The organism is Pseudomonas sp. YY-1, from assembly GCF_002843095.1.
GTDB lineage: Bacteria > Pseudomonadota > Gammaproteobacteria > Pseudomonadales > Pseudomonadaceae > Aquipseudomonas > Aquipseudomonas sediminis_A.
In genome coordinates, this window is record NZ_PJLX01000014.1 from 87,007 (window position 1) to 112,484 (window position 25,478).

Sequence of the window (25,478 nt, forward strand, 5' to 3'; positions counted from 1 at the left end):
TCCTGCGTTTGCGCTGCATGCTGTAGGAGCGGATTTATCCGCGATTTTTCGCGGCTGAAGCCGCTCCTACAAAGGCTGCGTCATTGCGGGCATGGCCTTTTTCGTGGACGCTTCGTCGATCCTTGGGAACCAATGCACGGATGCAGGTACCGAAACCCCATGTCACTCATCAGACGGCTTCTTTTCAAGCATGAACGCAGCCCCTACCATGCCGATGACTCAATCTGCGAGCCGCTCCATGCGTAGTCCCTACTGGCTGTTCATCGTGCTGATCCTGTTGCTGGCTGGCCTGCAATATCGATTGTGGGTCGGCGACGGCAGCCTGGCTGCTGCCAGCCGTCTGCAACAGCAGATCGCCGAACAGAAGGGCGAGAACGAGCGTTTGCTGGAGCGCAATCGTATCCTCGAGGCCGAGGTGATGGAGCTCAAGCGCGGCATGGAAACCGTGGAAGAGCGGGCACGTCAGGAGTTAGGCATGCTCAAAGAGGGTGAAACCCTCTATCTGCTGACTGAATGACCACGAAATTCTGGCTGGTGATTCCAGCTGCCGGTGTCGGTGCACGTATGGCAGCCGACCGTCCCAAGCAGTACCTGCAGATCGCCGGCCGCTGCATTCTCGAACATACCCTGCACTGTTTTCTCGACCATCCCGATCTGCTGGGAGCGGTGGTATGCGTGGCCGTGGATGACCCGTTCTGGCCACAATTGCCTGTGGCAAACGACGCGCGTATCCGCCGGGCGCCTGGCGGGAAAGAGCGGGCCGACTCGGTATTGGCAGGGCTGGGGGCGCTAGTCGCAGAGGGCGCGGACAGCGAAGATTGGGTGCTGGTGCATGACGCTGCGCGACCCAATCTGTCCAGGGAAGACCTTGAGCGACTGTTGGGCAGTCTGGCTGATGATCCGGTCGGCGGCCTGCTGGCAGTGCCGGCGCGCGACACGCTCAAGCGTGCCGGAAGCGATGGCAGGGTGATGGAGACCGTGGATCGTCGCGTGATCTGGCAGGCATACACGCCGCAGATGTTTCGTCTGGGTGCGCTGCGCGAGGCTCTAGCGCAAGCGCTGAAAGAAGGTGTGACAGTGACCGATGAAGCTTCGGCCATGGAGTGGGCAGGGCAGTCGCCCCGGCTTATCGAGGGCCGGGCGGACAACCTCAAGGTCACCCGCCCGGAGGATCTGCATTATCTACAACGTATCTGGCGCGAGAGTCGCTGAGCGATCCGCAGCATCAGTGCGTCCAGCGCTTGGCGTCTTTTCCCAGGTTGCGATCCAGCGCGTTGGTCAGCTTGTTCATGGCACCGTCGATTGCCTGCTGCAGTTCGCTGGCATCGTGGGAGACCGTCAGTGGATCGCGTCCTTTCATCCGCGCCTCGACTTTGCAGCGCTTGTCCTGCGGGCCACTTTTTAGCGCGTTCTCGTCGGAGAGATGAATTTCGATCCGGGTGAGGTGGTCCTCGTAGCGCTGGAGCTTGTCCCGGACGCGACCGCGAATGTCGTCCTTGAAGTCCATCGAGGAGGTGACGTGCTTACCACTGTTGACCAGAACCTGCATAACCATGTCCTCATGTAGCTGAGTTCGTGAGGCCCCGTTTGAGCGGGGTGCATAGGTTGTGACGCGGTCGTCTTGCCCAAGTTTCGCCCTGACTTGTGACATTCCATGACTGTTCAGCTGGGTGACAAGGTTGTTGCAAAATCTCAGGCGGGAGCGAGGTATTCGATGCGTTGGCTGAGCCCCTGGTGCAGGGCGTCGATCAACTGGCGCACCTTGGGTGAAAGGTGACGTTGCTGTGGGTAGAGCGCCCACACTGCGGTATTGGGTGGGCGATGCTGCTCCAGTAGAGAGGTCAGCCGCCCGCTACGCAGATGTTCGAGGACGTAGTAATCGGGTAGCTGGCACAGGCCAAAACCGCGTAGCGCAGCGTCGAGCACGGCCTGGCCGCTGTTGCAGCGCCAGTTGCCCTGCACCCGCACCTGGGTTTCCCGTCCATTTTCGGCGAAGCTCCAGGTCTCGCTGCTGCCGATCAGGCAATTATGGCGCGCCAGCTCCGACAGCGAATGAGGGCGGCCGTAACGTTGCAGGTACTCGGGTGCTGCGCACAGGTACATCTCGCGGGGCGCCAGGCGTGCGGCCATCAAGCGTGAGTCCTGCAGGCGCCCCAGGCGGATGGCCAGGTCCAGGCCATCGTGCAGCAGGTCGAGCGGGCGGTTGGACAGTTCTATCTCGACGCGTAACTGTGGATGTCGCGCCATGAAGTCATTGACCAGTGGCACGATGAAGCGCTCGCCATACGCCACGGCGCAGGTCATGCGTAGCAGCCCTTTTGGCTCGGCGCCAAGATCGCCGACTGCACGCAACGCTTCTTCGCGGGCATCCTGCAGGCGCTGGCAGTGTTGCAGAAACAACTGGCCGGCTTCGGTCAGGGCTACCCGCCTGGTGCTGCGGTAGAACAGACGGCTCTGCAGGCGCTCTTCCAGGCGTGCGACCTGGCGGCTGACCTGCGAAGTGGACAATCCCAAGCGCTCGGCCGCGGCACTGAACTGCCCGCACTCGGCCACGGCGACGAATTCGTCGAGTCCTTCCCAGCGATTCATCGACACTCCTTCTCCCGTGTACCTGATTGCATTCGTGCTGCGCCTTTGGGAGCTCGCTGTGGGTGATCCGAGTGCAGCCGGCGACAGGCCTGCTTTTGTACAGGAAGGCTAACATTATTTCTGTATGGCAATAATGTTTTGCTATTTCGCTGATTATCTCTTGGTGGCCGTGAACTAGACTGCCGGCCATTGTCCACGCTCCCTGGAGAGAACTGCCATGATCAAGTCCCGCGCCGCCGTTGCCTTCGCCCCGAATGAGCCCCTGAAAATCGTCGAGGTCGATGTCGCGCCACCTCAGGCCGGAGAGGTGCTGGTACGTATTGTCGCTACCGGTGTCTGCCACACCGATGCCTATACCCTGTCCGGCCAGGACAGCGAGGGCGTGTTCCCCTGCATTCTCGGTCACGAGGGTGGCGGTATCGTCGAGGCGGTGGGTGAAGGTGTCACTTCGCTGGCGGTCGGCGACCACGTGATTCCGCTGTACACCGCTGAATGCGGCGAGTGCAAATTCTGCAAATCCAACAAGACCAACCTGTGCAGCTCGGTACGCGCCACCCAGGGCAAGGGGCTGATGCCCGATGGCACCAGCCGCTTCTCCTACAACGGCGAGCCGGTCTACCACTACATGGGTTGCTCGACCTTCTCCGAGTACACCGTGCTGCCGGAAGTCTCTCTGGCGAAGATCCCCAAGGAGGCGCCGCTGGAGAAGGTCTGCCTGCTTGGCTGCGGCGTGACCACCGGTATTGGCGCCGTGCTCAATACCGCCAAGGTTACCGAGGGCTCCACCGTGGCCATCTTCGGTTTGGGTGGCATTGGTCTGGCGGCGATCATCGGCGCCAAGATGGCCAAGGCTTCGCGCATCATCGGCATCGATATCAACCCGGCCAAGGAAGCTGTGGCGCGTGAGCTGGGCATCACCGATTTCGTCAATCCGAAGGAGCACAGCAAGCCGATTCAGGAAGTCATCGTCGAGATGACCGATGGCGGCGTCGACTACAGCTTCGAGTGCATCGGCAACGTACAACTGATGCGCGCTGCGCTGGAGTGCTGCCACAAGGGCTGGGGCGAGTCGACCATCATCGGCGTGGCACCAGCTGGTGCCGAGATCAGCACCCGTCCGTTCCAGCTGGTCACCGGTCGCGTCTGGCGTGGCAGCGCCTTCGGTGGGGTCAAGGGTCGTACCGAGCTGCCCAGCTATGTCGAGAAGTCGCAGAACGGTGAAATTCCGTTGGACACCTTCATCACCCACAACCTGCCGCTGGAAGAAATCAACGAGGCGTTCGAGCTGATGCATGAAGGCAAGAGCATCCGCACCGTCATTCATTTCTGACGAAACACCGTGCGGCCTCATGGCTGCAAGGATTCTCGCGGGGTGCGCTGTGCGCACCGCAACCCCCTGGTGCGCATGGCGCACCCTACGGAGCGGCTCATGACCCTCGAAATCGTTTCCAGCAACAAGAGCTTCGGTGGCTGGCACAAGCGCTATCGCCATCGCTCCAGCAGTCTCAACTGCGACATGGTGTTCGCCGTCTATCTGCCTCCGCAGGCGGAGCAGGGTGCCAAGCTGCCAGTGTTGTACTGGCTGAGCGGCCTGACCTGTACCGACGAGAACTTCATGCAGAAAGCCGGTGCCCAGCGCATGGCGGCCGAGCTGGGGCTGATCATCGTCGCACCCGACACCAGCCCGCGTGGCGAAGGCGTGGCCGACGACGTCAATGGTGCCTATGACTTCGGCCTCGGCGCAGGATTCTACGTCAATGCCACTCAGGAGCCCTTTGCGCGCCACTACCGCATGTACGACTACGTGGTGCAGGAGCTGCCTGCATTGATCGAGGCCAATTTTCCTGTATCGGACAAGCGCGGTATCGCCGGGCATTCCATGGGCGGCCACGGTGCGTTGATCTGCGCGCTGAAGAACCCGGGACGTTATCAGTCAGTATCGGCCTTTTCACCGATCAGCAATCCGATGAACTGTCCGTGGGGGGAGAAGGCGTTCTCGCTGTACCTCGGCGAGGAGCGTTCGCGCTGGCGTGAGTGGGATGCCAGCGTGCTGATCGCCGAGGCTGGCGAGAAACTGCCGATCCTGGTCGATCAGGGTGATCGTGATGATTTCCTCGAAGGCCAGCTAAAACCGCAGGCACTGCAGGCTGCGGCCAAGGCCGCTGCTCATCCGCTGACCCTGCGCATGCAGCCAGGCTATGACCACAGCTACTACTTCATCGCCAGCTTTATCGACGATCACCTGCATCACCATGCAGCCGCTTTGCTCCCGGCGTAACCCGGATGAAATCCGGGGCGCGAATTTCCCGGATTTCATCCGGGCTACGGGGCAATGCGGTTAGAATCACGCCCTGACTTTTTCAGGGCGTTGTTCTTTATGCGTATCGGTCATGGCTATGACGTACACCGCTTCGGCGAAGGTGATTTCATCACCCTCGGCGGCGTACGGATTCCCCATAAGTTTGGTCTTGTCGCTCATTCCGACGGCGACGTGCTGCTGCACGCGCTGAGCGATGCCCTGCTTGGTGCAGTAGCGCTGGGCGATATAGGCAAACATTTCCCCGATACCGATCCGACTTTCAAAGGTGCCGATAGCCGTGCGCTGCTGCGCCATGTGATGGGCCTGGTGCGTGGCAAGGGCTACGCGGTGGGTAACGTCGATGCCACCATCATCGCTCAGGCACCGAAGATGGCGCCGCATATCCAGAGCATGCGCGAGCGCATTGCCGAGGACCTGGGTATCGAACTGGATCAGGTCAACGTCAAGGCCACCACCACCGAGAAGCTCGGTTTCACCGGACGTGAGGAAGGTATCGCGGTGCACGCCGTCGCCTTGCTGGTCAAGGCATGAACGAGCTGCAACTGCTGGGGCCGCGCGCCCATGGCGAGGCCTGTGGTCGTGCGGTACTCAAGGCCACTGCCGAGGATTTTCAGGTCGATGAAGTACTGGATATCCCGCTCACTGGCCAGGGTGAGCATCTGTGGTTGTGGGTGGAAAAGCGTGGCCTGAATACCGAGGAGGCCGCCCGGCGGATAGCCCGCGCTGCCGGCCTGCCGCTCAAGGCGGTCAGTTACGCGGGACTCAAGGATCGTCAGGCGCTGACCCGACAGTGGTTCAGTCTGCACCTGCCGGGCAAGGCCGACCCCGACCTGGCCGCTGCGCAGGGCGATGATCTGGCCATCCTGCGCAGCCAGCGACACAACCGCAAATTGCAGCGTGGTGCCCATGCCGCCAATGGCTTCACCTTGCGCCTGACTGCCCTTGAGGCGGACCGCGACGCGCTGGGGCAGCGTCTGCAGCGTATCGCCGAGCAAGGCGTGCCCAACTATTTCGGCTTGCAGCGCTTTGGCTTCGATGGCGGCAACGTCGAGCAGGCGCGTGATTTTGCCTCGCGCCAGGAATTGCCGGTGCAACGCAATCTGCGTTCGCGCCTGCTCTCTTCGGCGCGCAGTTACCTGTTCAACCAGGTGCTGGCCAAGCGTGTGGCTGCCGGTACCTGGAACCAGGCGCAGGTCGGCGACCTGCTGGCCTTCACTGCCAGTCGTAGTTTCTTCATGGCTGGTGAGGCCGAGTGTGTTGACCCGCGCCTGGCTATTCTCGATCTGCATCCCACCGGCCCGCTTTGGGGGGACGGTCCGTTGCCGACCGCTGGTGAGACCCAGCAGCTGGAGCAGGCGGTGGCCGATGAGGCCGGGCAACTGGTGCAATGGCTGATCAAGGCGGACATGGCGCACGAACGGCGAATTCTGCGCCTCCCCATCGGCGGCCTGTCATGGCATTATCCCGAACCCGATATTCTGCAACTTGCATTCGTCCTGCCGGCCGGGTGTTTCGCCACCGTGGTGGTGCGCGAATTGCTCGATCTGGTGCCAGCAGGGCAGACGGATACTCCATGCGAATTCTGATTTCCAACGACGACGGGGTGAACGCACCCGGTATCGCTGCGTTGCACCAAGCGCTGGCCGACTATGCCGAGTGCGTAGTGATCGCGCCTGCCGAAGACAAGAGCGGCGCCAGCAGCGCGCTGACTCTTGATCGTCCGCTGCATCCCATGGCCTTGGCCAATGGCTACATCAGCCTTAATGGCACGCCGACCGATTGCGTGCACCTGGGGCTCAATGGCTTGCTCGAGCAGACGCCGGACATGGTCGTCTCTGGCATCAATCTCGGTGCTAACCTGGGTGATGACGTGCTCTATTCCGGCACCGTCGCCGCCGCGCTCGAAGGGCGTTTCCTGGGCAAGCCAGCGTTCGCTTTCTCGCTGCTGTCGCGTCTCCCCGACAACCTGCCGACCGCTGCCTATTTCGCCCGTAAATTGGTCGAGGCGCACGATCAGCTCGAACTGCCGCCGCGCACCGTGCTCAACGTCAACGTGCCGAACCTGCCGCTTGAGCATATCCGTGGCGTACAGCTGACCCGGCTTGGCCATCGCGCGCGCGCGGCGGCTCCGGTCAAGGTGGTCAACCCGCGTGGCAAGGAAGGTTACTGGATTGCTGCAGCCGGTGATGTCGAGGATGGCAGTCAGGGCACTGATTTTCATGCGGTGATGCAAGGTTATGTATCGATCACGCCGCTACGGCTTGATCGCACGTTCAATGAGGCTCTCGAAACTATGGATGGCTGGTTGGAGGGCATCTTCTGATGCGTGGCCAGGACGACATGCAGCGCAGCGGGATCGGCATGACCTCGCAACGCACCCGTGAGCGATTGATCCAGCGCCTCTATGAAGAAGGGCTGTCGAACGCGCGGGTACTGGAAGTGATCCGCCGTACACCGCGTCATCTGTTCGTCGATGAGGCCCTGGCGCACCGTGCCTATGAAGACACGGCGCTGCCCATTGGGCATAACCAGACGATTTCCCAGCCGTACATGGTCGGTCGCATGACCGAACTGCTGCTGGCCGCTGGCCCGCTGGACAAGGTGCTGGAGATCGGTACCGGTTCCGGTTACCAAACCGCCGTGCTGGCACAGCTGGTCGAGCGGGTGTTCTCTGTGGAGCGCATCCAGGTGCTGCAGGATCGCGCCAAGGAGCGTCTGGTCGAACTCAAGCTGCGCAACGTGGTCTTTCGCTGGGGTGATGGCTGGGAAGGTTGGAACGCGCTCGGCCCGTACAACGGCATTATCGTCACCGCCGCTGCCGCGCAAGTGCCGCAGGCCTTGCTCGATCAACTGGCTCCAGGTGGACGGCTGGTCATCCCGGTCGGCAGTGGCGATGTGCAGCAGTTGTTGCTGATCGTACGTGAAGAGCAGGGCTTTTCCCGGCATGTGCTCGATGCGGTGCGTTTCGTGCCATTACTCAACGGGCCGCTGGCCTGATCGCTTTTTCGCTCCGGAAGGATCCATGAAGAAACATTTTCTGCTCTATGCCAAGGGCTTGGCCATGGGCGCTGCAGATGTCGTGCCCGGCGTTTCCGGCGGCACCATCGCTTTCATCAGTGGCATTTATGACGAGCTGCTGCGCTCCATCGCCAGCATTCCCGAAGCGCTCCTGCTTTTGCTGCGTGGTCGCATCAAGGACGCCTGGCAGATGGCCAACGCGACCTTTCTGCTGGTGCTGTTGTGCGGCATCCTCACCAGTATCCTGACGCTCGCGCGCTTGATCACCTATTTGCTGCACCATCATCCAATTCCGGTGTGGTCGTTTTTCTTCGGATTGATTCTGGTGTCCACCTATCTGGTGGGGCGCGAGATCGGGCGGTGGAACTGGAGCAGGGTGGTGAGTTTTGTGCTCGGTCTGGCTTTCGCCTACTGGATCACCGTTGCGGCGCCCATGCAGTGGGGCAGTGACCTGCCGACTCTGTTTCTGGCTGGTGCCATCGCTATCTGCGCAATGATCCTGCCGGGTATTTCGGGCAGTTTCATCCTGCTTCTGCTGGGTCTTTACTCGGTGGTATTGGGGGCGGTGAAAGAGCTCGATCTTATGGTCTTGGCGGTGTTTGCCAGCGGTTGTCTGGTTGGCATTCTCAGTTTCGCTCGCCTGCTAAGTTGGCTGCTTTCACGTTGGCGTGACCTCAGTCTGGCGTTTCTCGCTGGCCTGATGCTGGGTTCGCTGAACAAGGTCTGGCCCTGGAAGGAGACTCTGAGCTGGCGTATCGACAGCAAGGGCGAGCAGGTGCCGTTACTGGAGAGCAACCTGCTGCCAGGGAAATTTGCCGAAATCAGTGGTCAGGATCCGCAGTTGCTGTTTGCCATTGCGCTGGCAATCGGCGGCATCGTTCTGGTGCTCGGTTTGGAGTGGCTGGCGAGTCGTCGGCCAGTCGATACTGGTCGCGCCGAATAAATACGGCACAATAGGCGTCGTACTCGGAATCATTCAGGGAGCTGTTGGGTGAGTTGGACCGTCCTTCACGTGCTAGTCCGCGCAGTAGCAGCCATTCGCCTGCCTCTGGCCATGCTTGCTGCCTCCGCGTTGGTCGGCTGTGCCAGCTCGCCCCCAGGTGGTGTGCAGGTAGTCGACCGTGGACAGAACCAGGGGCGTGCTCCAGTAGTACAGCGTCAGCCCGTGCGCAGCGGCCACTATGTGGTGCAGCGTGGCGACACGCTCTACTCCATTGCCTTTCGTTTCGGCTGGGACTGGAAGGCGCTGGCTGCCCATAACGGCCTGCGTGATCCTTACGTGATCCGCGTTGGCCAGACGATCCGTTTCGACAACCGCCCGGTGGGTAACAGTCAGCCGGTCGCTTCGGCACCGCCTCCAACCACCTCGACGGTTATCACCCAGCCAGTGCCCAGCCGTCCACCGGTTGCCGTGACTGCGCCGCCTGCAACTCAGCCCGCTCGCCCGCCGGTAGCCAATACGCCAGCGACGACGCCAGTCACTCCAGTGAGTCGCTCTGCCAGTGGTTGGTCCTGGCCAACTGAAGGCACGGTGATCAGTCGTTTTTCCTCAAACGGTAGTTTGAATAAAGGCATTGATATCGCTGGGCAATTAGGCCAGCCTGTTTTAGCTGCGTCTGATGGATCAGTGGTGTACGCCGGGAGTGGTTTGCGGGGCTACGGCGAGTTGATCATCATCAAGCACAGCGATACCTACGTAAGTGCTTACGGTCATAACCGCAGGTTGTTGGTACGGGAGGGGCAGCAGGTCAAAGCCGGGCAAAGTATTGCCGAAATGGGGTCCACAGGGGCCGACCGGGTGAAGCTGCATTTTGAGATTCGCCGCCAAGGTAAACCTGTCGATCCGCTGCAATATCTGCCACGTCGTTGATCCGTCGCTGACCCGTTCCATCACGTAGGAGGGACGGGCTCAGGTGTGGCCAGGACGGTTCCGCCAGAGTCTGTTGTCGAACTCAGCTAGGGACAACAACAATGGCTCTCATCAAAAAAGAAGCGCCGGAGTTTGACGTCGACGATGAACTGCTCCTCATGGAGCCTGGCATCGTTTTCGGCGAGGTTCAGGGCGATGAGGTGGAAGCGCCGGTCGCACGTACCAAGGCCAAGAACGCCACCCCATCCAAGCAGCACAAGTACATCGACTACACCCGGGCGCTAGACGCCACTCAGCTTTACCTCAACGAAATCGGTTTCTCTCCCTTGCTCACTCCCGAAGAGGAAGTGCACTTCGCGCGTCTGGCGCAGAAGGGCGATCCTGCCGGGCGCAAGCGCATGATCGAGAGCAACCTGCGGCTGGTCGTGAAGATCGCCCGACGTTATGTCAATCGCGGTCTTTCCCTGCTCGATCTGATCGAGGAGGGTAACCTCGGCTTGATTCGCGCCGTGGAAAAGTTCGATCCGGAGCGGGGGTTCCGTTTCTCGACCTATGCAACCTGGTGGATTCGCCAGACCATCGAACGCGCCATCATGAACCAGACGCGAACCATCCGTTTGCCGATTCATGTGGTCAAGGAGCTCAACGTCTACCTGCGAGCGGCTCGTGAGCTGACCCAGAAGCTCGACCATGAGCCTTCTGCGGAAGAAATTGCCAACCTGCTGGAGAAACCGGTGGGTGAGGTCAAGCGCATGCTCGGCCTCAACGAGCGGGTGTCTTCGGTGGATGTCTCGCTAGGCCCTGACTCGGACAAGACGTTGCTCGATACCCTGACCGATGATCGCCCGACCGATCCCTGCGAGCTGCTGCAGGACGATGATCTGTCGCAGAGCATCGATCAGTGGCTTTCCGACCTGACCGACAAACAACGGGAAGTCGTTGTGCGCCGCTTCGGTCTGCGCGGCCATGAAAGCTGTACCCTTGAAGAAGTAGGGCAGGAAATCGGCCTGACTCGTGAGCGAGTGCGGCAGATTCAGGTCGAGGCGCTCAAGCGCCTGCGGGAGATTCTCGAGAAGAACGGCTTGTCCAGCGACGCCTTGTTTCAGTGAGGTTTCGCTTCGACCACGAACCCGGCTCCGGCCGGGTTTTTTATGCGCGCTTATGTAAGCCATCGCTTACAGGTATTGTCAGTATATGTTCTGAAAGCACATGGTTTTTACTGAGATTTTACTTAACTATTTGTTTTTTAAAGATTTTAAAAAAATCATGAACAAGCTGGGTCAATCTGAGTCGGGTTGTGCGGTTGCCTGAAGCGGCTAATATCACACCCGTGCTCAGGGACAAGCACAGGCCATCAGGATGAGGGTCAGGAACATCGCAAGACGCGATTCATCAGGATGATGAGTTGGGAAACAAAGGGACTAGGGAATAAAAGTGGGCGGCGCAAGCCGCCCCTTTTTTTGCGCGTTATTCGTAGTGCCAGCCTGACGCTCCGTCGTTCCGGAGCCTGAAAGTAAAAGACCCGCACTTGGCGGGTCTTTGTGTTTCTGGGCGAACTCAGCGCTCCAGATGTTGCAGCTTGTCCTTCACGCCATCCCACTCTTCGGCGTCCGGCAGTGCTTCTTTCTTCTCGGTGATGTTCGGCCACACTTCAGCCAGGTCGGCGTTCAGTTCGATGAACTCCTGCTGGTCTTCGGGCACTTCATCTTCCGAGAAGATCGCCTGCGCTGGGCACTCCGGCTCGCACAGGGCGCAATCGATGCATTCATCCGGGTGAATGACCAGGAAGTTCGGGCCTTCGTAGAAGCAGTCCACCGGGCAGACTTCCACACAGTCGGTGTATTTGCACTTGATGCAGTTGTCGGTGACGACGAAGGTCATTCTGATTCTCTCCTCGGGCGGCGGCCTGAGCCCTTTCTATGAAGGGCTGTCAGGCGCTCTTTCTGTGGCCGCGGCTCAGGCTGTAAACCGGGCGGTCGTAAAATTGCGCGCGATTCTAGCAGTTTGTTGTATTGAGCGTTAGATCTGCGTCTTCCATGTATATAACAGCTCCAGCGCCTTGCGTGGAGTCAGATCATCCGGATTGATCTTGTGCAATTGCTCCAGCAGCGGGTGCGGCACGCTGGCGAACAGATCGCTTTGCATCGGCGCTTGGGGCTGGCCGGCTTCCTGGCGCGGCAGGTCATGCGGCAGGCTGGTGGCTTCCAGGCGCGCCAGGTGCTCGCGTGCGCGGCTGATTACCGTGCCGGGTACACCAGCCAGTTGCGCTACGGCCAGGCCGTAACTCTGGCTCGCGGGGCCTGGCTGAACGTGGTGGAGGAAGACGATGCGCTCGTTGTGCTCGGTGGCCGAGAGGTGCACGTTGGCCACCACCGGCTCGCTTTCCGGCAACACGGTCAGCTCGAAATAGTGTGTGGCGAACAGGGTGAAGGCGCGCAGGCGCGCCAGGTGCTCGGCGGCTGACCAGGCCAGCGACAGGCCGTCGAAGGTACTGGTGCCGCGGCCTACCTCGTCCATCAGCACCAGGCTACGCTCGCTGGCGTTGTGCAGGATGTTGGCGGTTTCGCTCATCTCCACCATGAAGGTGGAGCGGCCGCCAGCCAGGTCATCGCTCGAGCCGATACGGGTGAAGATACGGTCGACGAGCGATAGCTCGCAGGCCGCCGCCGGCACGAAGCTGCCGATATGGGCCAGCAGCACGATCAGCGCAGTCTGGCGCATGTAAGTCGATTTACCGCCCATGTTCGGCCCGGTGATGACCAGCATGCGGCGGCTGTCGTCGAGATCCAGATCGTTGGCCACGAAGGGCGTGGTCAGCACCTGCTCGACCACCGGGTGACGGCCCTGGTCGATACGCATGCATGGTTCGTCGACGAAACGCGGGCGATTCAGGTCAAGGTTCAGCGAGCGCTCGGCCAGGTTGCTCAGTACGTCCAGTTCGGCGAGGGCCGCGGCACTATCCTGCAGCGGCGCCAGATGGCCGATAAGACGCTCGAGCAACTCGTCGTAGAGCATCTTTTCCCGTGCCAGGGCGCGGCTCTTGGCTGAGAGCGCCTTGTCCTCGAACTCCTTCAGTTCCGGGGTGATGAAACGCTCGGCGCCTTTGAGCGTCTGTCGGCGGATATAGTCAGCTGGCGCCGACTCGGCCTGCTTGGTCGGCAGTTCGATGAAGTAGCCGTGCACGCGGTTGTAGCCGACCTTGAGGTTGGCCAGGCCGGTGCGCTCCTTCTCCCGAGCTTCCAGATCCATGAGGAACTGGCCGGCGTTCTCGCTCATCGCCTGCAGCTCGTCCAGCTCGGCGTCGTAGCCGGTTTTCAGCACGCCGCCGTCACGGATCACCGCCGGCGGGTTGTCGATGATGGCGCGGGCCAGCAGGTCGGCCAGTTCCGGGTAGGTGGAGATGCTGCCGGCCAGCTGTTGCAGGTGCGGGGTGTCCAGCGTGGTCATCGCCATCTGCAGTTCGGGCAGTGCCGCCAGAGCGTCGCGCAGGCGGGCGAGGTCGCGTGGGCGGGCGTTGCGCAAGCCGATACGGGCAAGGATGCGTTCCAGGTCGCCAATTTCCTTGAGCTGCGGTTGCAGCGTTTCGAAGCGATAACCATCGAGCAGGCGGGCGATGGCGTCCTGGCGCGCCTCCAGCACCGCGCGATCACGCAGCGGGCGGTTCAGCCAACGGCCCAGCAGGCGGCTGGCCATGGCGGTCTGGCAACGATCCATCACCGACTGCAGGGTGTTGTCGCGGCCGCCGGCGAGGTTGATGTCCAGCTCGAGATTGCGGCGGCTGGCGCCGTCGAGGATCACCGTGTCGTCCAGGCGCTCGTGACGCAGGCTGCGCAGGTGGGGCAGGGCGGTGCGCTGAGTTTCTTTAGCATAGCCGAGCAGGCAGCCGGCGGCGCCGATGGCCAGGGTCAGGTTTTCGCAGCCGAAGCCTTTCAGGTCCTGAGTGCTGAATTGCTGGCACAGGCTCTTGAAGGCACTGTCGCGGTCGAAATCCCACGGCGCGCGGCGGCGCGAGCCTTTGCGCTTCTCGGCGGGTAGACCTTGCGGCCAGTCATCCGGGATCAGCAGCTCGGCGGGGCTCAAGCGTTCCAGTTCGGCCAGCAGGTTTTCCCAGCCTTTGATCTCCTGCACGCTGAAGCGGCCGCTGGTGATATCCAGTACGGCCAGGCCGAACAGACGTTCGTCGCCGAGGACGGCGGCCAGCAGGTTGTCACGGTGCTCATCGAGCAGGGCTTCGTCGCTGATGGTGCCGGGGGTGATGATACGAACCACCTGGCGCTCCACCGGGCCTTTACTGGTGGCCGGGTCGCCGATTTGCTCGCAGATCACCACAGACTCGCCGAGCTTGACCAGCTTGGCCAGATAGCCTTCGAGCGAATGAAAAGGAATACCGCACATGGGGATCGATTGGCCGGCCGACTGGCCGCGTGCGGTCAGGGTGATGTCGAGCAGCTTGGCTGCCTTCTTCGCGTCTTCGTAGAAAATCTCGTAGAAGTCACCCATGCGATAGAACATCAACTGATCCGGGTGCTGGTTCTTCAGCTTCCAGTACTGCTGCATCATCGGGGTGTGTGCGGAGAGATCGGTCATGCCGGGCCTTACGTGCAGTGGGTGTGACGAAGCCGGGAATTTTCCCATACTTCGTCCCTCACGTGGGCTGCGAATCTGACGCGATTACCTGTCAGTCGGTGAAGGTCACCGAGAACTGGGCCACAGCCTCAACCACGCGCTGCGACTCGCTGCGTATCTCACGAATCACTTCGCCGGCCTGGTTGGCCAGGTCTACGCCGGTGCGTGCACGCTCTCGCGTGGTTGCCATGCTGGCCACTGCGTTGCGCGTAAGGCTCTGGTTCTGTTGAACGACGCCGTTGATCTCCTGGGTGGCCTGGCTGGTTCGCGAGGCCAGTTGGCGCACTTCATCGGCCACTACGGCGAAGCCGCGGCCCTGTTCACCGGCGCGCGCTGCTTCGATGGCCGCGTTGAGTGCCAGTAGATTGGTCTGATCGGCGATACTGCGGATCACCTGAACGATGCTGGTGATCTGCTCGGATTGTTTGTTGAGGCCTTCTATCTGTTCGGCCACATGAGCCAGTTCGCTGGCAATGTCGGCAACCACCTCGACGGTCTGGGCTACCGTGCGCGTGCCGTGATCGGCGGAAACGTCGGTTTCCTTGGCGATGTCGTGAGCCAACTGGGCGGCGGCAGCCTCCGAGTCGCGGCGTTCGACCTGAGCGGTGATGTCGCTGGCGAATTTCACGACGCCATAGACGCGGCCGTTAGCGTCGTACAGGGGGTTGTAGGTGGCGCGCAGCCAGACCTGACGGCCTTGTTTGGTCACTCGACGAAAGCGATCGGACATGAACTCGCCTTTGTTAAGGCGAGCCCAGAACTGATGGTAGTCCTCGCTGTGGCTGTCCTCGTTCAGGCAGAAGAGCCGGTGATGCTGGCCAACCACCTCCTCTCGGCGATAACCCATCAGGTCAAGGAAGTTCTGGTTGGCACTGACAACTTGACCCTCGAGGTTGAACTCGATCACCGCCATGGAGCGGTCGATGGCCTTGATATAGCTCTCGTGCATATGTTCGGCCGCTACCTGCCGGGTGATGTCGGTGGCAATCTTCATGACCTTGGTCACCGAGCCCTGGGCGTCACGGATTGGCATGTAGGTCGCTTCCAGCCAGACCTCCTTGCCGTCTCGCGTCACTCGAGGGAATCGATCACTGAAGTGCTCACCCTGGCGTAGGCGCTGCCAGAACTGCTGATAAGCGAGGCTCTCGCTCAGGCTTCTGGGGCAAAACATGCGGTGGTGTTTGCCGACAATATCCTCCAGGCGATAATTCACCACGCCAAGAAAGGCTGGGTTGGCGTCGAGAATGATGCCGTCCGGGGTGAATTCGATCATCGCCATCGATTGGCGAATGGCCTGTAGCTCCGCCGCTCCCAGATCCTGCGCGTCCTTGTGTTCCTTGTTCCGTGACAGCCACATTGCAGTGCCTCCTGTCGCACCCTAGCCGTGATAACAGTAGACGAAATTTGCCGTTTCCACTGGCGGTGCAAGCTGTGTAGGGTTTGCCGTTCGATGAGCGAGGAGTGGATATGGACAGAATCAGCCAACTGGCCGAACAACTGGGTGCAGCATTACAGGTGCAAGCTGCCCAGGTCACCACTGCGGAGTCCTGTACAGGCGGCGGTATTGCCGAGGCAATCACTCGTATCCCTGGCAGTTCGGCCTGGTTCGAGGCCGGCTATGTGACGTACTCCAACGCCCAGAAAACCAAGCAGTTGGCTGTGTGTGCCGACTTTTTCGCCAGTGTGGGCGCCGTTAGCCGTGAGGTAGTCGAAGCGATGGTGCGTGGCGCTCAGGCCAACAGCGGGGCGCGCTATGCCGTGGCTGTCAGTGGTGTGGCGGGGCCGGGAGGTGGTTCCGTGGACAAACCAGTCGGTACGGTCTGGTTGGCCTGGGGCGACGGCGAGCGTCTTTTCAGTGTGCGAAAGCAGTTTGCTGGTAACCGCGATGAGGTGCGCCGACAAACGGTCGAGGCCGCTCTGGCGGGGCTTCTGCGCCTGTTGGCGGAGGAAAATCCGCTTATGGGGTAGGCGGGCGACTTGCCCTGTGGAATAATACTGGCTACTTATACAGTTGTTGGCGGCCCTAGGGGCCCTTGTTAATACGTGAGGATGGTAATGGACGAGAACAAGAAGCGCGCTTTGGCGGCTGCCCTGGGTCAGATCGAGAAGCAGTTCGGCAAGGGCGCGGTCATGCGCATGGGCGACCATGAGCGTCAGGCCATTCCGGCTATCTCCACCGGTTCGCTGGGGCTGGATATCGCACTGGGTATTGGCGGCCTGCCGAAGGGACGTATCGTCGAGATCTACGGCCCGGAATCCTCTGGTAAGACCACGCTGACTCTTTCGGTGATCGCCGAAGCGCAGAAGCTTGGCGCCACCTGTGCCTTCGTCGATGCCGAGCATGCACTCGACCCGGATTATGCCGGCAAGCTCGGCGTCAACGTCGATGATCTGCTGGTATCGCAGCCGGACACAGGTGAGCAGGCGCTGGAAATCACCGACATGCTGGTGCGCTCCAACGCTATCGACGTGATCATCGTCGACTCCGTGGCAGCTCTGGTGCCCAAGGCGGAAATCGAAGGCGAGATGGGCGACATGCACGTAGGTCTGCAGGCGCGTCTGATGAGCCAGGCGCTGCGCAAGATCACTGGTAACATCAAGAACGCCAACTGCCTGGTGATCTTTATCAACCAGATTCGTATGAAGATCGGCGTGATGTTTGGTAGCCCGGAAACCACCACTGGTGGTAACGCCCTGAAGTTCTACTCCTCGGTTCGTTTGGATATCCGCCGTACTGGTGCGGTGAAGGAAGGCGAAGAGGTCGTGGGCAGCGAAACTCGCGTGAAGATCGTCAAGAACAAGGTCGCGCCACCTTTCCGCCAGGCTGAGTTCCAGATCCTTTACGGCAAAGGCATCTACCGTAATGGCGAGATCATCGATCTCGGCGTGCAACAGGGCCTGGTCGAGAAGTCGGGTGCCTGGTACAGCTACAAAGGCAACAAGATCGGTCAGGGCAAGGCCAATGCGGCCAAGTACCTGGAAGACAATCAGGAAGTGGCGCGCGAGATCGAAGGTCTCATTCGCGAGAAGCTGCTGGTCAGCAGCACTCCGGCCAAGGCTCCGGCTGCCGATCTGGCTGATGCTGAAGTCGACTTCTAAGTCGTCAGAGCATGACCGTCGTACTGGATAACCCGCTCGCCGTCAGGCGGGCGGCCATGGATCTACTGGCGCGGCGTGAACATGGACGCGTCGAGCTTGCGCGCAAGTTGCGCAAGCGTGGCGCTTCCGAGGACATGATCGACGCGGCTTTGCAGCGGCTATCGGAGGAGGGCTTGCTATCCGAGGCCCGCTATCTGGAAAGTTTCGTTGCTTATCGTGCGCGTGCTGGCTACGGGCCGTTGCGTATTCGCGAGGAGCTCGGCCAGCGTGGGCTTGCGCGTAGCGATGTCGATCAGGCTCTGCGTGAAAGTGGTATCGACTGGTTCGAGCAGTTGCGTGAAACCTGGCAGCGCAAGTTTGCCAGTCGGCTTCCTGGGGATGCTCGAGAGCGTGCTCAGCAAGGCCGGTTTCTGGCCTATCGTGGTTATTCGCTGGATATGATCGGGCGTCTGTTGCGCGGTTGCGATGAATAGCGCGCCAGTCTGCTCAGGCTGGCTGGATGGCCAACTGACGTAGATGGCTCGGCACGTCTGGTGCGCCGGCCAGGCGCAACCCCTCACCAAGTGCAGTGGCTTCCTGATGCTCTTTGGGCAGGAGGAGGAACTCCGGGGTGCCGGCTTTCTTCAGTAGCGACAGGCGTGCATAGGGGATGCCGTTGTCCAGAAGCAGCCCCATGAAACTGGGATCACTCCACGCCGCCTCTGGCATGGCCAGTACGTGATAGCGATTTTGCAGGTTGTCCAGGCCCGCTTCATTCAAACGATAGCGAACCAGATTGGCTGGCAGCAACACTTCCAGTTCGCGTCTGCGCGCATAGGCGATTGCTCCGGCGAAGGCTTCGCCGTGCATATCCCCTGACCAGAAGGTGCGCGAGCCGCGCCAGTTGGCTTGACGCAGCTCTATCGGCTCGCCGGCGAGAAAGCGCGGCAACGCCTGGCTGACGGTCTTGACGAAATCCTTGTAGCTGATGATGCGCACCTGCTTGCAGTGTTCGCTTGCCGCGTAGTCTTCGAAGCTCACGTAGCCTGGTACCGGACAAGGACAGGCGAAGCCATCGATCAGGCGCAGATCGAACGATTGCAGTTGCTGCGTTTGCGCTTCCACTACTTGAGTCAGTGCGGAGTGGGCCTGTGCTTTGTCTTCCTGCACGGGGCCGGAAAGTGCGCCGCGAGGCAGGTTGAGCAGAAGCTGCAGTTGCGGGCCGTCGTGCCAGCCAATGCTTTCGACCGCTGCTGGCAAGGGTTTGAATGGCAGGCGCAGAGCGCTGGCCCTGGCGAATATCTGCCGTGAGCTGCGGCCGAGCAGGCCCATGCGCTGAGCCAGTGCAGCCAGGCGGCTGCTGAGAGTTGAGGATTCGGACAGGCTCATGGCCGGCAGATCGCTCCTGAAGCGTCTGCTGCAGTGTGGCAGACGCGGATGGCTATTGCCCATATAGCGTAGCGCGGCGCGTGAGTGCCTGTCGCGTTACAGGTCTGTGGCAAAATAGCCGCATTCATTTGCGAGGGTGCCTCCATGCCCAGCTTGGTGCTGGATATTGCGTTATCGGCCGAACGGTTGCAGGCCATCTATCGTGGCCAAGCTAACCGGATTATGGCGCAAAGCCGCGACGGGCGCCGCGTCAGTTTGCCGGCCCATCATTTGCGGCCGTATTTGACCCACGCCGGCATCTTTGGTTCCTTCGTGCTGGAATTCAATAGCTCCGGCGAGTTACTGAGCTTACGCCCTTTGGACTGATCTGGCGCACTTGCCTCGCGCCGGAGCCGCCTGCGCGGCTATAATCGCCGGCTGCCAACCCTCTACCTGTCGAGCTGAGCCTGATCATGTACTCCCTGGCCCGCGAGCTGCTGTTCAAACTGTCCCCGGAAACTTCCCATGAGCTGTCCATCGATCTGATCGGTGCTGGTGGTCGGCTGGGGCTCAACGGCCTGCTGACCAAGGCGCCGGCCAGCCTGCCGGTAAACGTGATGGGTTTGCAGTTCGCCAATCCGGTCGGTCTGGCAGCGGGGTTGGACAAGAATGGCGATGCCATCGATGGTTTCGCCCAGTTGGGCTTCGGTTTCGTCGAGATCGGCACCGTGACCCCACGTCCGCAGCCGGGCAACCCCAAGCCACGACTGTTTCGTCTACCGGAGGCCGAGGCGGTGATCAATCGCATGGGCTTCAACAACCGTGGCGTCGATCATTTGCTCGAGCGGGTCAAGGCAGCGAAGTTCAATGGTGTGCTGGGTATCAATATCGGCAAGAACTTCGATACGCCGGTCGAGCGGGCAGTGGATGATTACCTGGCTTGCCTGGACAAGGTTTATGCCCACGCCAGTTACGTCACGGTCAACGTCAGCTCGCCCAATACGCCGGGGCTGCGCAGTCTGCAGTTCGGTGATTCGTTGAAGGAGTTGCTCGAGGCGCTGCGTCGTCGTCAGGAAGATCTGGCCCAGGAGCATGGCAAACGCGTGCCACTGGCGATCAAGATTGCCCCTGACATGAGCGATGAAGAGACCGCGCTGGTGGCTTCCGCGTTGCTGGGTGCTGATATGGATGCGGTGATCGCCACCAACACCACGCTTAGTCGTGAGGGCGTCGAAGGGCTGGCCCACGGGGATGAGGCAGGTGGTCTGTCGGGTGCACCCGTACGTGACAAGAGCACGCATATCGTCAAGGTACTGGCCGGTGAGTTGTCGGGGCGTCTGCCGATCATCGCGGTTGGCGGTATTACCGAAGGCAAGCATGCGGCGGAGAAGATCGCTGCGGGTGCGAGCCTGGTTCAGATCTATTCAGGGTTCATCTACAAAGGACCGGCCCTGATTCGCGAGGCGGTTGATGCGATTGCCGCGCTGCGCAAATAAGCTGCGTAAATAAATAGGGCTCCCGAAGGAGCCCCTGGGCTTGCGCCCGCCGCCCGGAGGGGGTCGGCATGGTGAAGTCGGGTGTGTTCCTGATCAGCCGACAGCGTGAAGTTCGTTGAGTCTATGAATACCGGCTGTGCCGGTCAGCCCATCCCAGTTATCGCCACGGCCCTCACGCCAGCCATTGAGCCAGGCCTGACGAACCGAAGGTAGGGTAAAGGGGCAAAGTTCGCGGGATTTACCATTGATGCCGTACTGATAGCCGCGCAAAAAAGCTCTTTCTAACGGATCACGCTTAAGTCTTCTCATAGGGTGTTGCCCTCACTGTTGACTGTTATGTCCCGTTGGCCTTGTGGCAAGGCCGGGCAGAATCTTCTGCCTGCGAAAGTCCGCTGCCGGCGTGGCGAACTTTCTGTGCCTTCGCCGTTGCAGCGAAAGCCTTAGGTAGTGTTCTAACGAATGCACCGGGGCCTGTGAATGATCGATTTGTCATAAGGGCGTAACCTAAATGCGGGTGAGGCCATAAGGGGGCTGGTGATACGTCCAGCCTCTTTCGGCCAGGCACCGTCATATCTGGCTATGCACGCAGATGCCGTCATTTTGCTAGTGCAAATGAGAGTGCTTGCTTATTCCGACGAAGGGTCGCGCTGTGACCTTTTGTCACTTATTTTGAGTCGAGGTGCGCCGCCGCACCTCTCTGATTGCCATAGGCAGTGGAACATCCATGTCTGATCGTTACGAAATCGTGCTGACCTGCCCCAAGGGGCTAGAAGGGCTGTTGCTGGAAGAGGCCAGGGCGCTGGGGCTGGAAGAAGCGCGCGAGCAAACGGCTGCGATCCGCGGCCACGCTGAAATCGAAGTGGCTTATCGGCTGTGCCTGTGGTCGCGTCTGGCCAACCGCGTGCTGTTGGTGCTGTCGCGTTTTGCCATGAACAACGCCGACGAGCTTTATGACGGCGTGCAGGCGATCGACTGGAGAGACCATCTGGAGCCGTCCGGCAGCCTGGCAGTGGAGTTCAGTGGCAACGGTTCGGGTATCGACAACACCCACTTCGGTGCACTCAAGGTCAAGGACGCTATTGTCGACCGGTTGCGTACCGCGGGCGGCGAGCGGCCCAGCATCGACAAACTCAACCCGGACCTGCGCGTGCATCTGCGCCTGGACCGCGGTGAGGCGGTGCTTTCCCTGGATCTTTCCGGTCATAGCCTGCACCAGCGCGGTTACCGCCTTCAGCAGGGGGCTGCGCCGCTGAAGGAGAACCTGGCTGCGGCGGTGTTGATCCGTGCCGGTTGGCCGCGCATTGCCGCTGAGGGTGGCGCCCTGGCTGACCCGATGTGCGGTGTGGGCACCTTCCTGGTGGAGGCGGCGTTGATGGCAGCCGATATCGCCCCCAACCTCAAGCGTGAGCGCTGGGGCTTCTCCAACTGGCTCGGCCACGTGCCGGCAATCTGGAAGAAGCTGCACGCCGAAGCCGAGCAGCGCGCGGCAGCGGGTCTGGCCAAGCCGCCGTTGTGGATTCGTGGTTACGAAGCCGATCCGCGGCTGATCCAGCCTGGGCGCAACAACGTCGAGCGCGCCGGTCTGTCCGACTGGGTGAAAATCTATCAGGGCGAGCTGGGCAGTTTCGAGCCGCGCCCGGACCAGAATCAGAAGGGCCTGGTGATCAGCAACCCGCCTTATGGCGAGCGCCTGGGCGACGAAGCCAGCCTGTTGTATCTCTATCAAAACCTCGGCGAGCGCCTGCGCCAGGCCTGCCTGGGGTGGGAAGCGGCGGTATTTACCGGCGCGCCCGAACTGGGCAAGCGCATGGGCCTGCGTAGCCACAAGCAGTACGCGTTCTGGAACGGCGCACTGCCCTGCAAACTGTTGTTGATCAAGGTGCAGACCGAGCAGTTCGTTACCGGTGAGCGGCGTGCGCGCGAAGACGATCAAGAGCCAGCGCAGGATGCGCCGCAACAGGCGCGTCTGTCCGAAGGCGGGCAGATGTTCGCCAATCGTCTGCAGAAGAATCTCAAACAACTGGGTAAGTGGGCGCGCCGCGAAGGCGTCGAGTGCTATCGGCTGTACGATGCCGACATGCCCGAGTATGCCGTGGCAGTCGATCTGTACCGCGACTACGTACATGTTCAGGAATATGCCGCGCCCCGTTCGATCGACCCGGACAAGGCGCAGGCACGCCTGCTCGATGCCCTGGCGGCAATCCCGCAGGCGCTGGGCGTGGCGCAGAGTCGTGTGGTCATCAAGCGTCGTGAACGCCAGGCCGGTACCAAGCAGTATCAGCGTCAGGCGGCGCAGGGCGAGTTCATGGAAGTGAACGAAGGTGGGGTCAAGCTGCTGGTCAACCTCACCGATTATCTGGATACCGGGCTGTTTCTCGATCACCGCCCGTTGCGCCTACGTCTGCAGCGTGAGGCGGCCGGCAAGCGGTTCCTCAACCTGTTCTGTTACACCGCGACGGCCACCGTGCACGCGGCCAAGGGTGGCGCGCGCAGCACCACCAGCGTCGATCTGTCAAAAACCTATCTGGACTGGGCGCGGCGTAATCTCGCGCTCAACGGTTTTTCCGACAAGCACCGCCTGGAGCAGGGCGACGTGATGGCCTGGCTGGGAGAGGACCGCGGTGAGTACGAGTTGATCTTCATCGACCCGCCAACCTTCTCCAACTCCAAGCGCATGGAAGGTGTGTTCGATGTGCAGCGTGACCACGTCGAGCTGCTCGACCTGGCCATGGCGCGTCTGGCCCGTGGCGGCGTTCTGTACTTCTCCAACAACTTCCGCAAGTTCCAGCTGGATGAGAGCCTGGTGGCGCGTTATCAGGTCGAGGAAATCAGCACGCAGACGCTGGACCCGGACTTCGCGCGTAATCCCAAGATCCATCGCGCCTGGCGTTTCACCGCCCGCTGATTGCGTCGCTCGGACACAATCCGGGGCCTGGTTCATAAAAGCCCCGGATTGCATTCGGGCTACGTGATCGTCAGCGCTTGGGTTGGCTGTAGGTGTCGAGCAGTACCTGATCGAGAATCGAGGTGGCGCCCCAGGGTTTCGGGTCGTTGAGGATGGCGACCACGGCCCAGTCCTGGCCGTTGCTGTCGCGGCTGAAGCCGGCGATGGCACGTACGTTATTCAGGGTGCCGGTCTTGATGTGCGCCTCACCCACCAACGGCGTGCGCTGCAGGCGTCGACGCATGGTGCCGTCCATGGCCACCAGCGGCATCGAGCTGCGGAACTCCGCAGCGTAAGGGCTGCGCCAGGCCGCCTGGAGTATCAGCGCCATTTCCCGTGCGCTGATGCGCTCGGCGCGCGACAGGCCAGAGCCATTCTCCATCACCAGGTGCGGTGCAGTGATGCCCTTGCGTGCCAGCCAACTGCGGATGACGCGCTGCGCGGCCATGGAGTCATCCTTGTCGGCTTCGGTACGGAACTGTGCGCCGATGCTGAGGAACAACTGCCGTGCCATGGTGTTGTTGCTGTACTTGTTGATGTCGCGGACGATCTCCACCACATCGGGCGAGAAGGCGCGTACCAGCATGCGGGCTTTTTCCGGCACGGGGCCCTGGCGGTCCTTGCCGAGAATCTTGCCGCCCAGTTCCTGCCAGATGCCGCGTACCGCGCCCGCTGCGTAGCTGGGGTGGTCGAGCAACGACAGGTAGGTCTGCGCGCTGCAGCCTTCGGCCAACTGGCCACTGACGATCAGTGTGGTGCCATCGAACTGATCCACTGCGTTGTAGCGAATGTCAGGCCAGGATGGGCACTGGGCGGCCTTGAGCAGGCGGACCTGGTTATCGATACGGATCGAGGCGATGGGCGGGTCCATGGCGATGCTCACCTTGCCGTCTTCGGCACGGGTGATGAAGCGTTGCGCCTTGAGGTTGACCAGCAGCGAGTCGGGCTTCACCAGGAACGGCTTGTTGGCATCGCCGCCGTCGTCGTTGAATGCCGGCAACTGCGGGGCGACGAAGAAGCTGCGATCGAGCACCAGGTCGCCCTGGACCTGACGCACGCCGTTGATGCGCAGGTCGCGCAGCAACAGCCAGAGCTTCTCCATGTTCAGTTTCGGGTCGCCGCCGCCTTTGAGGTAGAGATTGCCATGCAGCACGCCATCCTTCAGCGGGCCGTCGGCATAGAACTCGGTCTTCCACTGATGGTTGGGCCCCAGCAATTCCAATGCGGCATAAGTGGTCACCAGCTTCATGGTCGAGGCCGGGTTGACCGAAACATCGGCATTGAACTGCAGGCCGCCAGCCTGGCCGCCCAGGGGTACGGTCATCACCGACAGCGAGTTGTTGGAAATCTTGTTGGCCTTCAGGGCCTGCTCGACCTTGGCAGGGAGTGCGGCGCTGGCAGCATGGCAGGACAGGGCAAGGGGGAGAAGCAGGGCGCTCAGCGCCAGTTGGCGAAACCGCTGGATCATCGACAAGAACCTTCCGCAGTCAGGCGGGAGTAACGAGAGAGACAGACAAACGACAGTCCGACTCGGGGAAAAGTTGTCGGCATTATGCCGTAAGAATTGGCTTGCAGTCGGCCTCGTCTATTTAAAAACAGCCACTGCAAACAGCTGGCGTTCAACATGTTCGAGGGGCTGCGGGGCGACACAAAACGGGCGCTCTGCCTGCGAAACTGCTAGAGTGCCGCGCGTTATTACCTTTGAGGATTGTTTCATGGCGACCAACCGTTCCCGCCGTCTGCGCAAGAAGCTCTGTGTCGATGAATTCCAGGAGCTGGGCTTCGAGCTGACCCTGAACTTCAAGGCTGACCTGAGCGATCAGACCCTCGACGATTTCGTCGATCAGTTCCTCGATCAGGCCATCGCCGGCAATGGTCTGGATTACGTCGGTGGTGAAGACTTCGGCCTGGTCTGCCTGGCCAAGCGTGGCTCGGTCAATGAAGAGCAGCGCGCTGCCGTCGAGGCCTGGCTGAAAGGCCGTGACGAACTGGAGAAGTTCGAGCTCAGCCCGCTGCAGGACGTCTGGTACCCGGAAAACCCGATCAACCAGGCTTGATAGCTACTCGGCGCCGGGTTCCCAGGCGCTGCCTCAGCTTTTGGCTGATCCAGGCCATGGCCTGATACCTGACTGCAGGAGCGGCTCTGCTCTCGAGTCGAAGCGTTGACCA

General features: G+C 61.1%; 26 protein-coding genes. 18 read left to right on the forward strand and 8 right to left on the reverse strand.

The window, feature by feature from the left end; translation table 11 throughout:
- Positions 1–238: 238 nt before the first annotated feature.
- A complete protein-coding gene (locus tag CXP40_RS18675; protein ID WP_106734981.1) occupies positions 239–517 on the forward strand; it encodes a septum formation initiator family protein in 279 nt (92 codons plus the stop codon).
- Entirely contained in the window at positions 514–1,212 is a 699-nt protein-coding gene (gene ispD / locus CXP40_RS18680) for a 2-C-methyl-D-erythritol 4-phosphate cytidylyltransferase (RefSeq protein WP_106734982.1), read from the forward strand. Before CXP40_RS18675 ends, ispD begins: the two co-directional genes overlap by 4 nt.
- 13 nt (positions 1,213–1,225) lie before the next feature.
- On the opposite strand, the gene CXP40_RS18685 is transcribed toward ispD, so the two are convergent.
- On the reverse strand, positions 1,226–1,549 hold the full coding sequence (locus CXP40_RS18685) for an HPF/RaiA family ribosome-associated protein (protein WP_099523440.1): 324 nt from the start codon (positions 1,547–1,549) through the stop codon (positions 1,226–1,228).
- Positions 1,550–1,692: 143 nt separating this feature from the next.
- The gene (locus CXP40_RS18690; RefSeq protein ID WP_106734983.1) at positions 1,693–2,589 is read right to left on the reverse strand and encodes a LysR family transcriptional regulator; all 897 of its coding nucleotides are present in this window, start codon (positions 2,587–2,589) and stop codon (positions 1,693–1,695) included.
- 217 nt (positions 2,590–2,806) lie between these two features.
- Here CXP40_RS18690 and CXP40_RS18695 point away from each other — a divergent pair, with 217 nt between their 5' ends.
- The 9 genes from CXP40_RS18695 to rpoS all read left to right on the forward strand — a co-directional run bounded on the left by CXP40_RS18695 (position 2,807) and on the right by rpoS (position 10,906).
- On the forward strand, positions 2,807–3,919 hold the full coding sequence (locus CXP40_RS18695; RefSeq protein WP_106734984.1) for an S-(hydroxymethyl)glutathione dehydrogenase/class III alcohol dehydrogenase: 1,113 nt from the start codon (positions 2,807–2,809) through the stop codon (positions 3,917–3,919).
- 99 nt (positions 3,920–4,018) lie between these two features.
- Positions 4,019–4,867: an S-formylglutathione hydrolase gene (gene fghA, locus CXP40_RS18700; protein ID WP_106734985.1), complete on the forward strand. Its 849-nt coding sequence runs from the start codon at positions 4,019–4,021 to the stop codon at positions 4,865–4,867.
- Between the two features lie 99 nt (positions 4,868–4,966).
- Positions 4,967–5,440, forward strand: a complete 474-nt coding sequence (gene ispF, locus CXP40_RS18705) for a 2-C-methyl-D-erythritol 2,4-cyclodiphosphate synthase (protein ID WP_004424049.1) — start codon at positions 4,967–4,969, stop codon at positions 5,438–5,440.
- Positions 5,437–6,495 carry a tRNA pseudouridine(13) synthase TruD gene (gene truD / locus CXP40_RS18710; protein WP_106734986.1) on the forward strand — a complete coding sequence of 353 codons (1,059 nt, stop codon included), beginning with the start codon at positions 5,437–5,439 and terminating at the stop codon, positions 6,493–6,495. The genes ispF and truD overlap by 4 nt, the downstream gene beginning before the upstream one ends.
- On the forward strand, positions 6,483–7,232 hold the full coding sequence (gene surE, locus CXP40_RS18715; RefSeq protein WP_106734987.1) for a 5'/3'-nucleotidase SurE: 750 nt from the start codon (positions 6,483–6,485) through the stop codon (positions 7,230–7,232). Before truD ends, surE begins: the two co-directional genes overlap by 13 nt.
- 38 nt (positions 7,233–7,270) lie before the next feature.
- Positions 7,271–7,906, forward strand: coding sequence for a protein-L-isoaspartate(D-aspartate) O-methyltransferase (locus CXP40_RS18720; RefSeq protein ID WP_177429695.1), 636 nt, complete (start codon positions 7,271–7,273; stop codon positions 7,904–7,906).
- A 25-nt stretch (positions 7,907–7,931) separates the two neighbouring features.
- Positions 7,932–8,870: a DUF368 domain-containing protein gene (locus tag CXP40_RS18725; protein WP_106734989.1), complete on the forward strand. Its 939-nt coding sequence runs from the start codon at positions 7,932–7,934 to the stop codon at positions 8,868–8,870.
- Positions 8,871–8,918: 48 nt separating this feature from the next.
- Positions 8,919–9,797, forward strand: a complete 879-nt coding sequence (locus tag CXP40_RS18730) for a peptidoglycan DD-metalloendopeptidase family protein (RefSeq protein ID WP_179544462.1) — start codon at positions 8,919–8,921, stop codon at positions 9,795–9,797.
- Positions 9,798–9,898: 101 nt separating this feature from the next.
- The gene (rpoS, locus tag CXP40_RS18735) at positions 9,899–10,906 is read left to right on the forward strand and encodes an RNA polymerase sigma factor RpoS (RefSeq protein WP_004424060.1); all 1,008 of its coding nucleotides are present in this window, start codon (positions 9,899–9,901) and stop codon (positions 10,904–10,906) included.
- A 448-nt stretch (positions 10,907–11,354) separates the two neighbouring features.
- Here rpoS and fdxA read toward each other — a convergent pair whose 3' ends face one another.
- The 3 genes from fdxA to CXP40_RS18750 form a co-directional block, all read right to left on the reverse strand.
- Positions 11,355–11,678, reverse strand: a complete 324-nt coding sequence (gene fdxA / locus CXP40_RS18740) for a ferredoxin FdxA (RefSeq protein ID WP_017678218.1) — start codon at positions 11,676–11,678, stop codon at positions 11,355–11,357.
- Positions 11,679–11,816: 138 nt separating this feature from the next.
- Positions 11,817–14,384 (reverse strand): DNA mismatch repair protein MutS, encoded by a 2,568-nt coding sequence (gene mutS / locus CXP40_RS18745; RefSeq protein WP_099523420.1) that lies wholly within the window; start codon positions 14,382–14,384, stop codon positions 11,817–11,819.
- A gap of 91 nt (positions 14,385–14,475) precedes the next feature.
- Positions 14,476–15,780: a PAS domain-containing methyl-accepting chemotaxis protein gene (locus CXP40_RS18750; RefSeq protein ID WP_106734990.1), complete on the reverse strand. Its 1,305-nt coding sequence runs from the start codon at positions 15,778–15,780 to the stop codon at positions 14,476–14,478.
- A gap of 110 nt (positions 15,781–15,890) precedes the next feature.
- Between CXP40_RS18750 and CXP40_RS18755 the strand changes: the two genes are divergently transcribed.
- The 3 genes from CXP40_RS18755 (at position 15,891) to recX (ending at position 17,995) form a co-directional block, all read left to right on the forward strand.
- Entirely contained in the window at positions 15,891–16,391 is a 501-nt protein-coding gene (locus CXP40_RS18755; protein ID WP_106734991.1) for a CinA family protein, read from the forward strand.
- Between the two features lie 87 nt (positions 16,392–16,478).
- Positions 16,479–17,522, forward strand: coding sequence for a recombinase RecA (gene recA, locus CXP40_RS18760; protein WP_106734992.1), 1,044 nt, complete (start codon positions 16,479–16,481; stop codon positions 17,520–17,522).
- Positions 17,523–17,533: 11 nt separating this feature from the next.
- Positions 17,534–17,995, forward strand: coding sequence for a recombination regulator RecX (recX, locus tag CXP40_RS18765; protein ID WP_099523409.1), 462 nt, complete (start codon positions 17,534–17,536; stop codon positions 17,993–17,995).
- Between the two features lie 13 nt (positions 17,996–18,008).
- Here recX and CXP40_RS18770 read toward each other — a convergent pair whose 3' ends face one another.
- Complete coding sequence (locus CXP40_RS18770) at positions 18,009–18,890, reverse strand: DUF6685 family protein (protein ID WP_106734993.1); 882 nt, start codon at positions 18,888–18,890, stop codon at positions 18,009–18,011.
- Positions 18,891–19,034: 144 nt separating this feature from the next.
- On the opposite strand from CXP40_RS18770, the gene CXP40_RS18775 reads away from it, so the two are divergent.
- Together CXP40_RS18775 and CXP40_RS18780 are read left to right on the forward strand one after the other, a co-directional pair.
- Entirely contained in the window at positions 19,035–19,256 is a 222-nt protein-coding gene (locus tag CXP40_RS18775) for a DUF2835 domain-containing protein (RefSeq protein ID WP_106734994.1), read from the forward strand.
- Between the two features lie 86 nt (positions 19,257–19,342).
- The gene (locus CXP40_RS18780) at positions 19,343–20,365 is read left to right on the forward strand and encodes a quinone-dependent dihydroorotate dehydrogenase (protein ID WP_106734995.1); all 1,023 of its coding nucleotides are present in this window, start codon (positions 19,343–19,345) and stop codon (positions 20,363–20,365) included.
- Positions 20,366–20,458: 93 nt separating this feature from the next.
- Here the strand turns inward: CXP40_RS18780 and rmf are convergent, their stop codons facing one another.
- On the reverse strand, positions 20,459–20,674 hold the full coding sequence (rmf, locus tag CXP40_RS18785) for a ribosome modulation factor (protein WP_003244273.1): 216 nt from the start codon (positions 20,672–20,674) through the stop codon (positions 20,459–20,461).
- A 415-nt stretch (positions 20,675–21,089) separates the two neighbouring features.
- Between rmf and rlmKL the strand changes: the two genes are divergently transcribed.
- Complete coding sequence (gene rlmKL, locus CXP40_RS18790; protein WP_106734996.1) at positions 21,090–23,270, forward strand: bifunctional 23S rRNA (guanine(2069)-N(7))-methyltransferase RlmK/23S rRNA (guanine(2445)-N(2))-methyltransferase RlmL; 2,181 nt, start codon at positions 21,090–21,092, stop codon at positions 23,268–23,270.
- A 70-nt stretch (positions 23,271–23,340) separates the two neighbouring features.
- On the opposite strand, the gene dacB is transcribed toward rlmKL, so the two are convergent.
- Complete coding sequence (gene dacB / locus CXP40_RS18795; RefSeq protein WP_106734997.1) at positions 23,341–24,777, reverse strand: D-alanyl-D-alanine carboxypeptidase/D-alanyl-D-alanine-endopeptidase; 1,437 nt, start codon at positions 24,775–24,777, stop codon at positions 23,341–23,343.
- Between the two features lie 247 nt (positions 24,778–25,024).
- Here dacB and CXP40_RS18800 point away from each other — a divergent pair, with 247 nt between their 5' ends.
- Complete coding sequence (locus CXP40_RS18800) at positions 25,025–25,366, forward strand: YggL family protein (RefSeq protein WP_045735171.1); 342 nt, start codon at positions 25,025–25,027, stop codon at positions 25,364–25,366.
- Positions 25,367–25,478 lie beyond the last annotated feature (112 nt).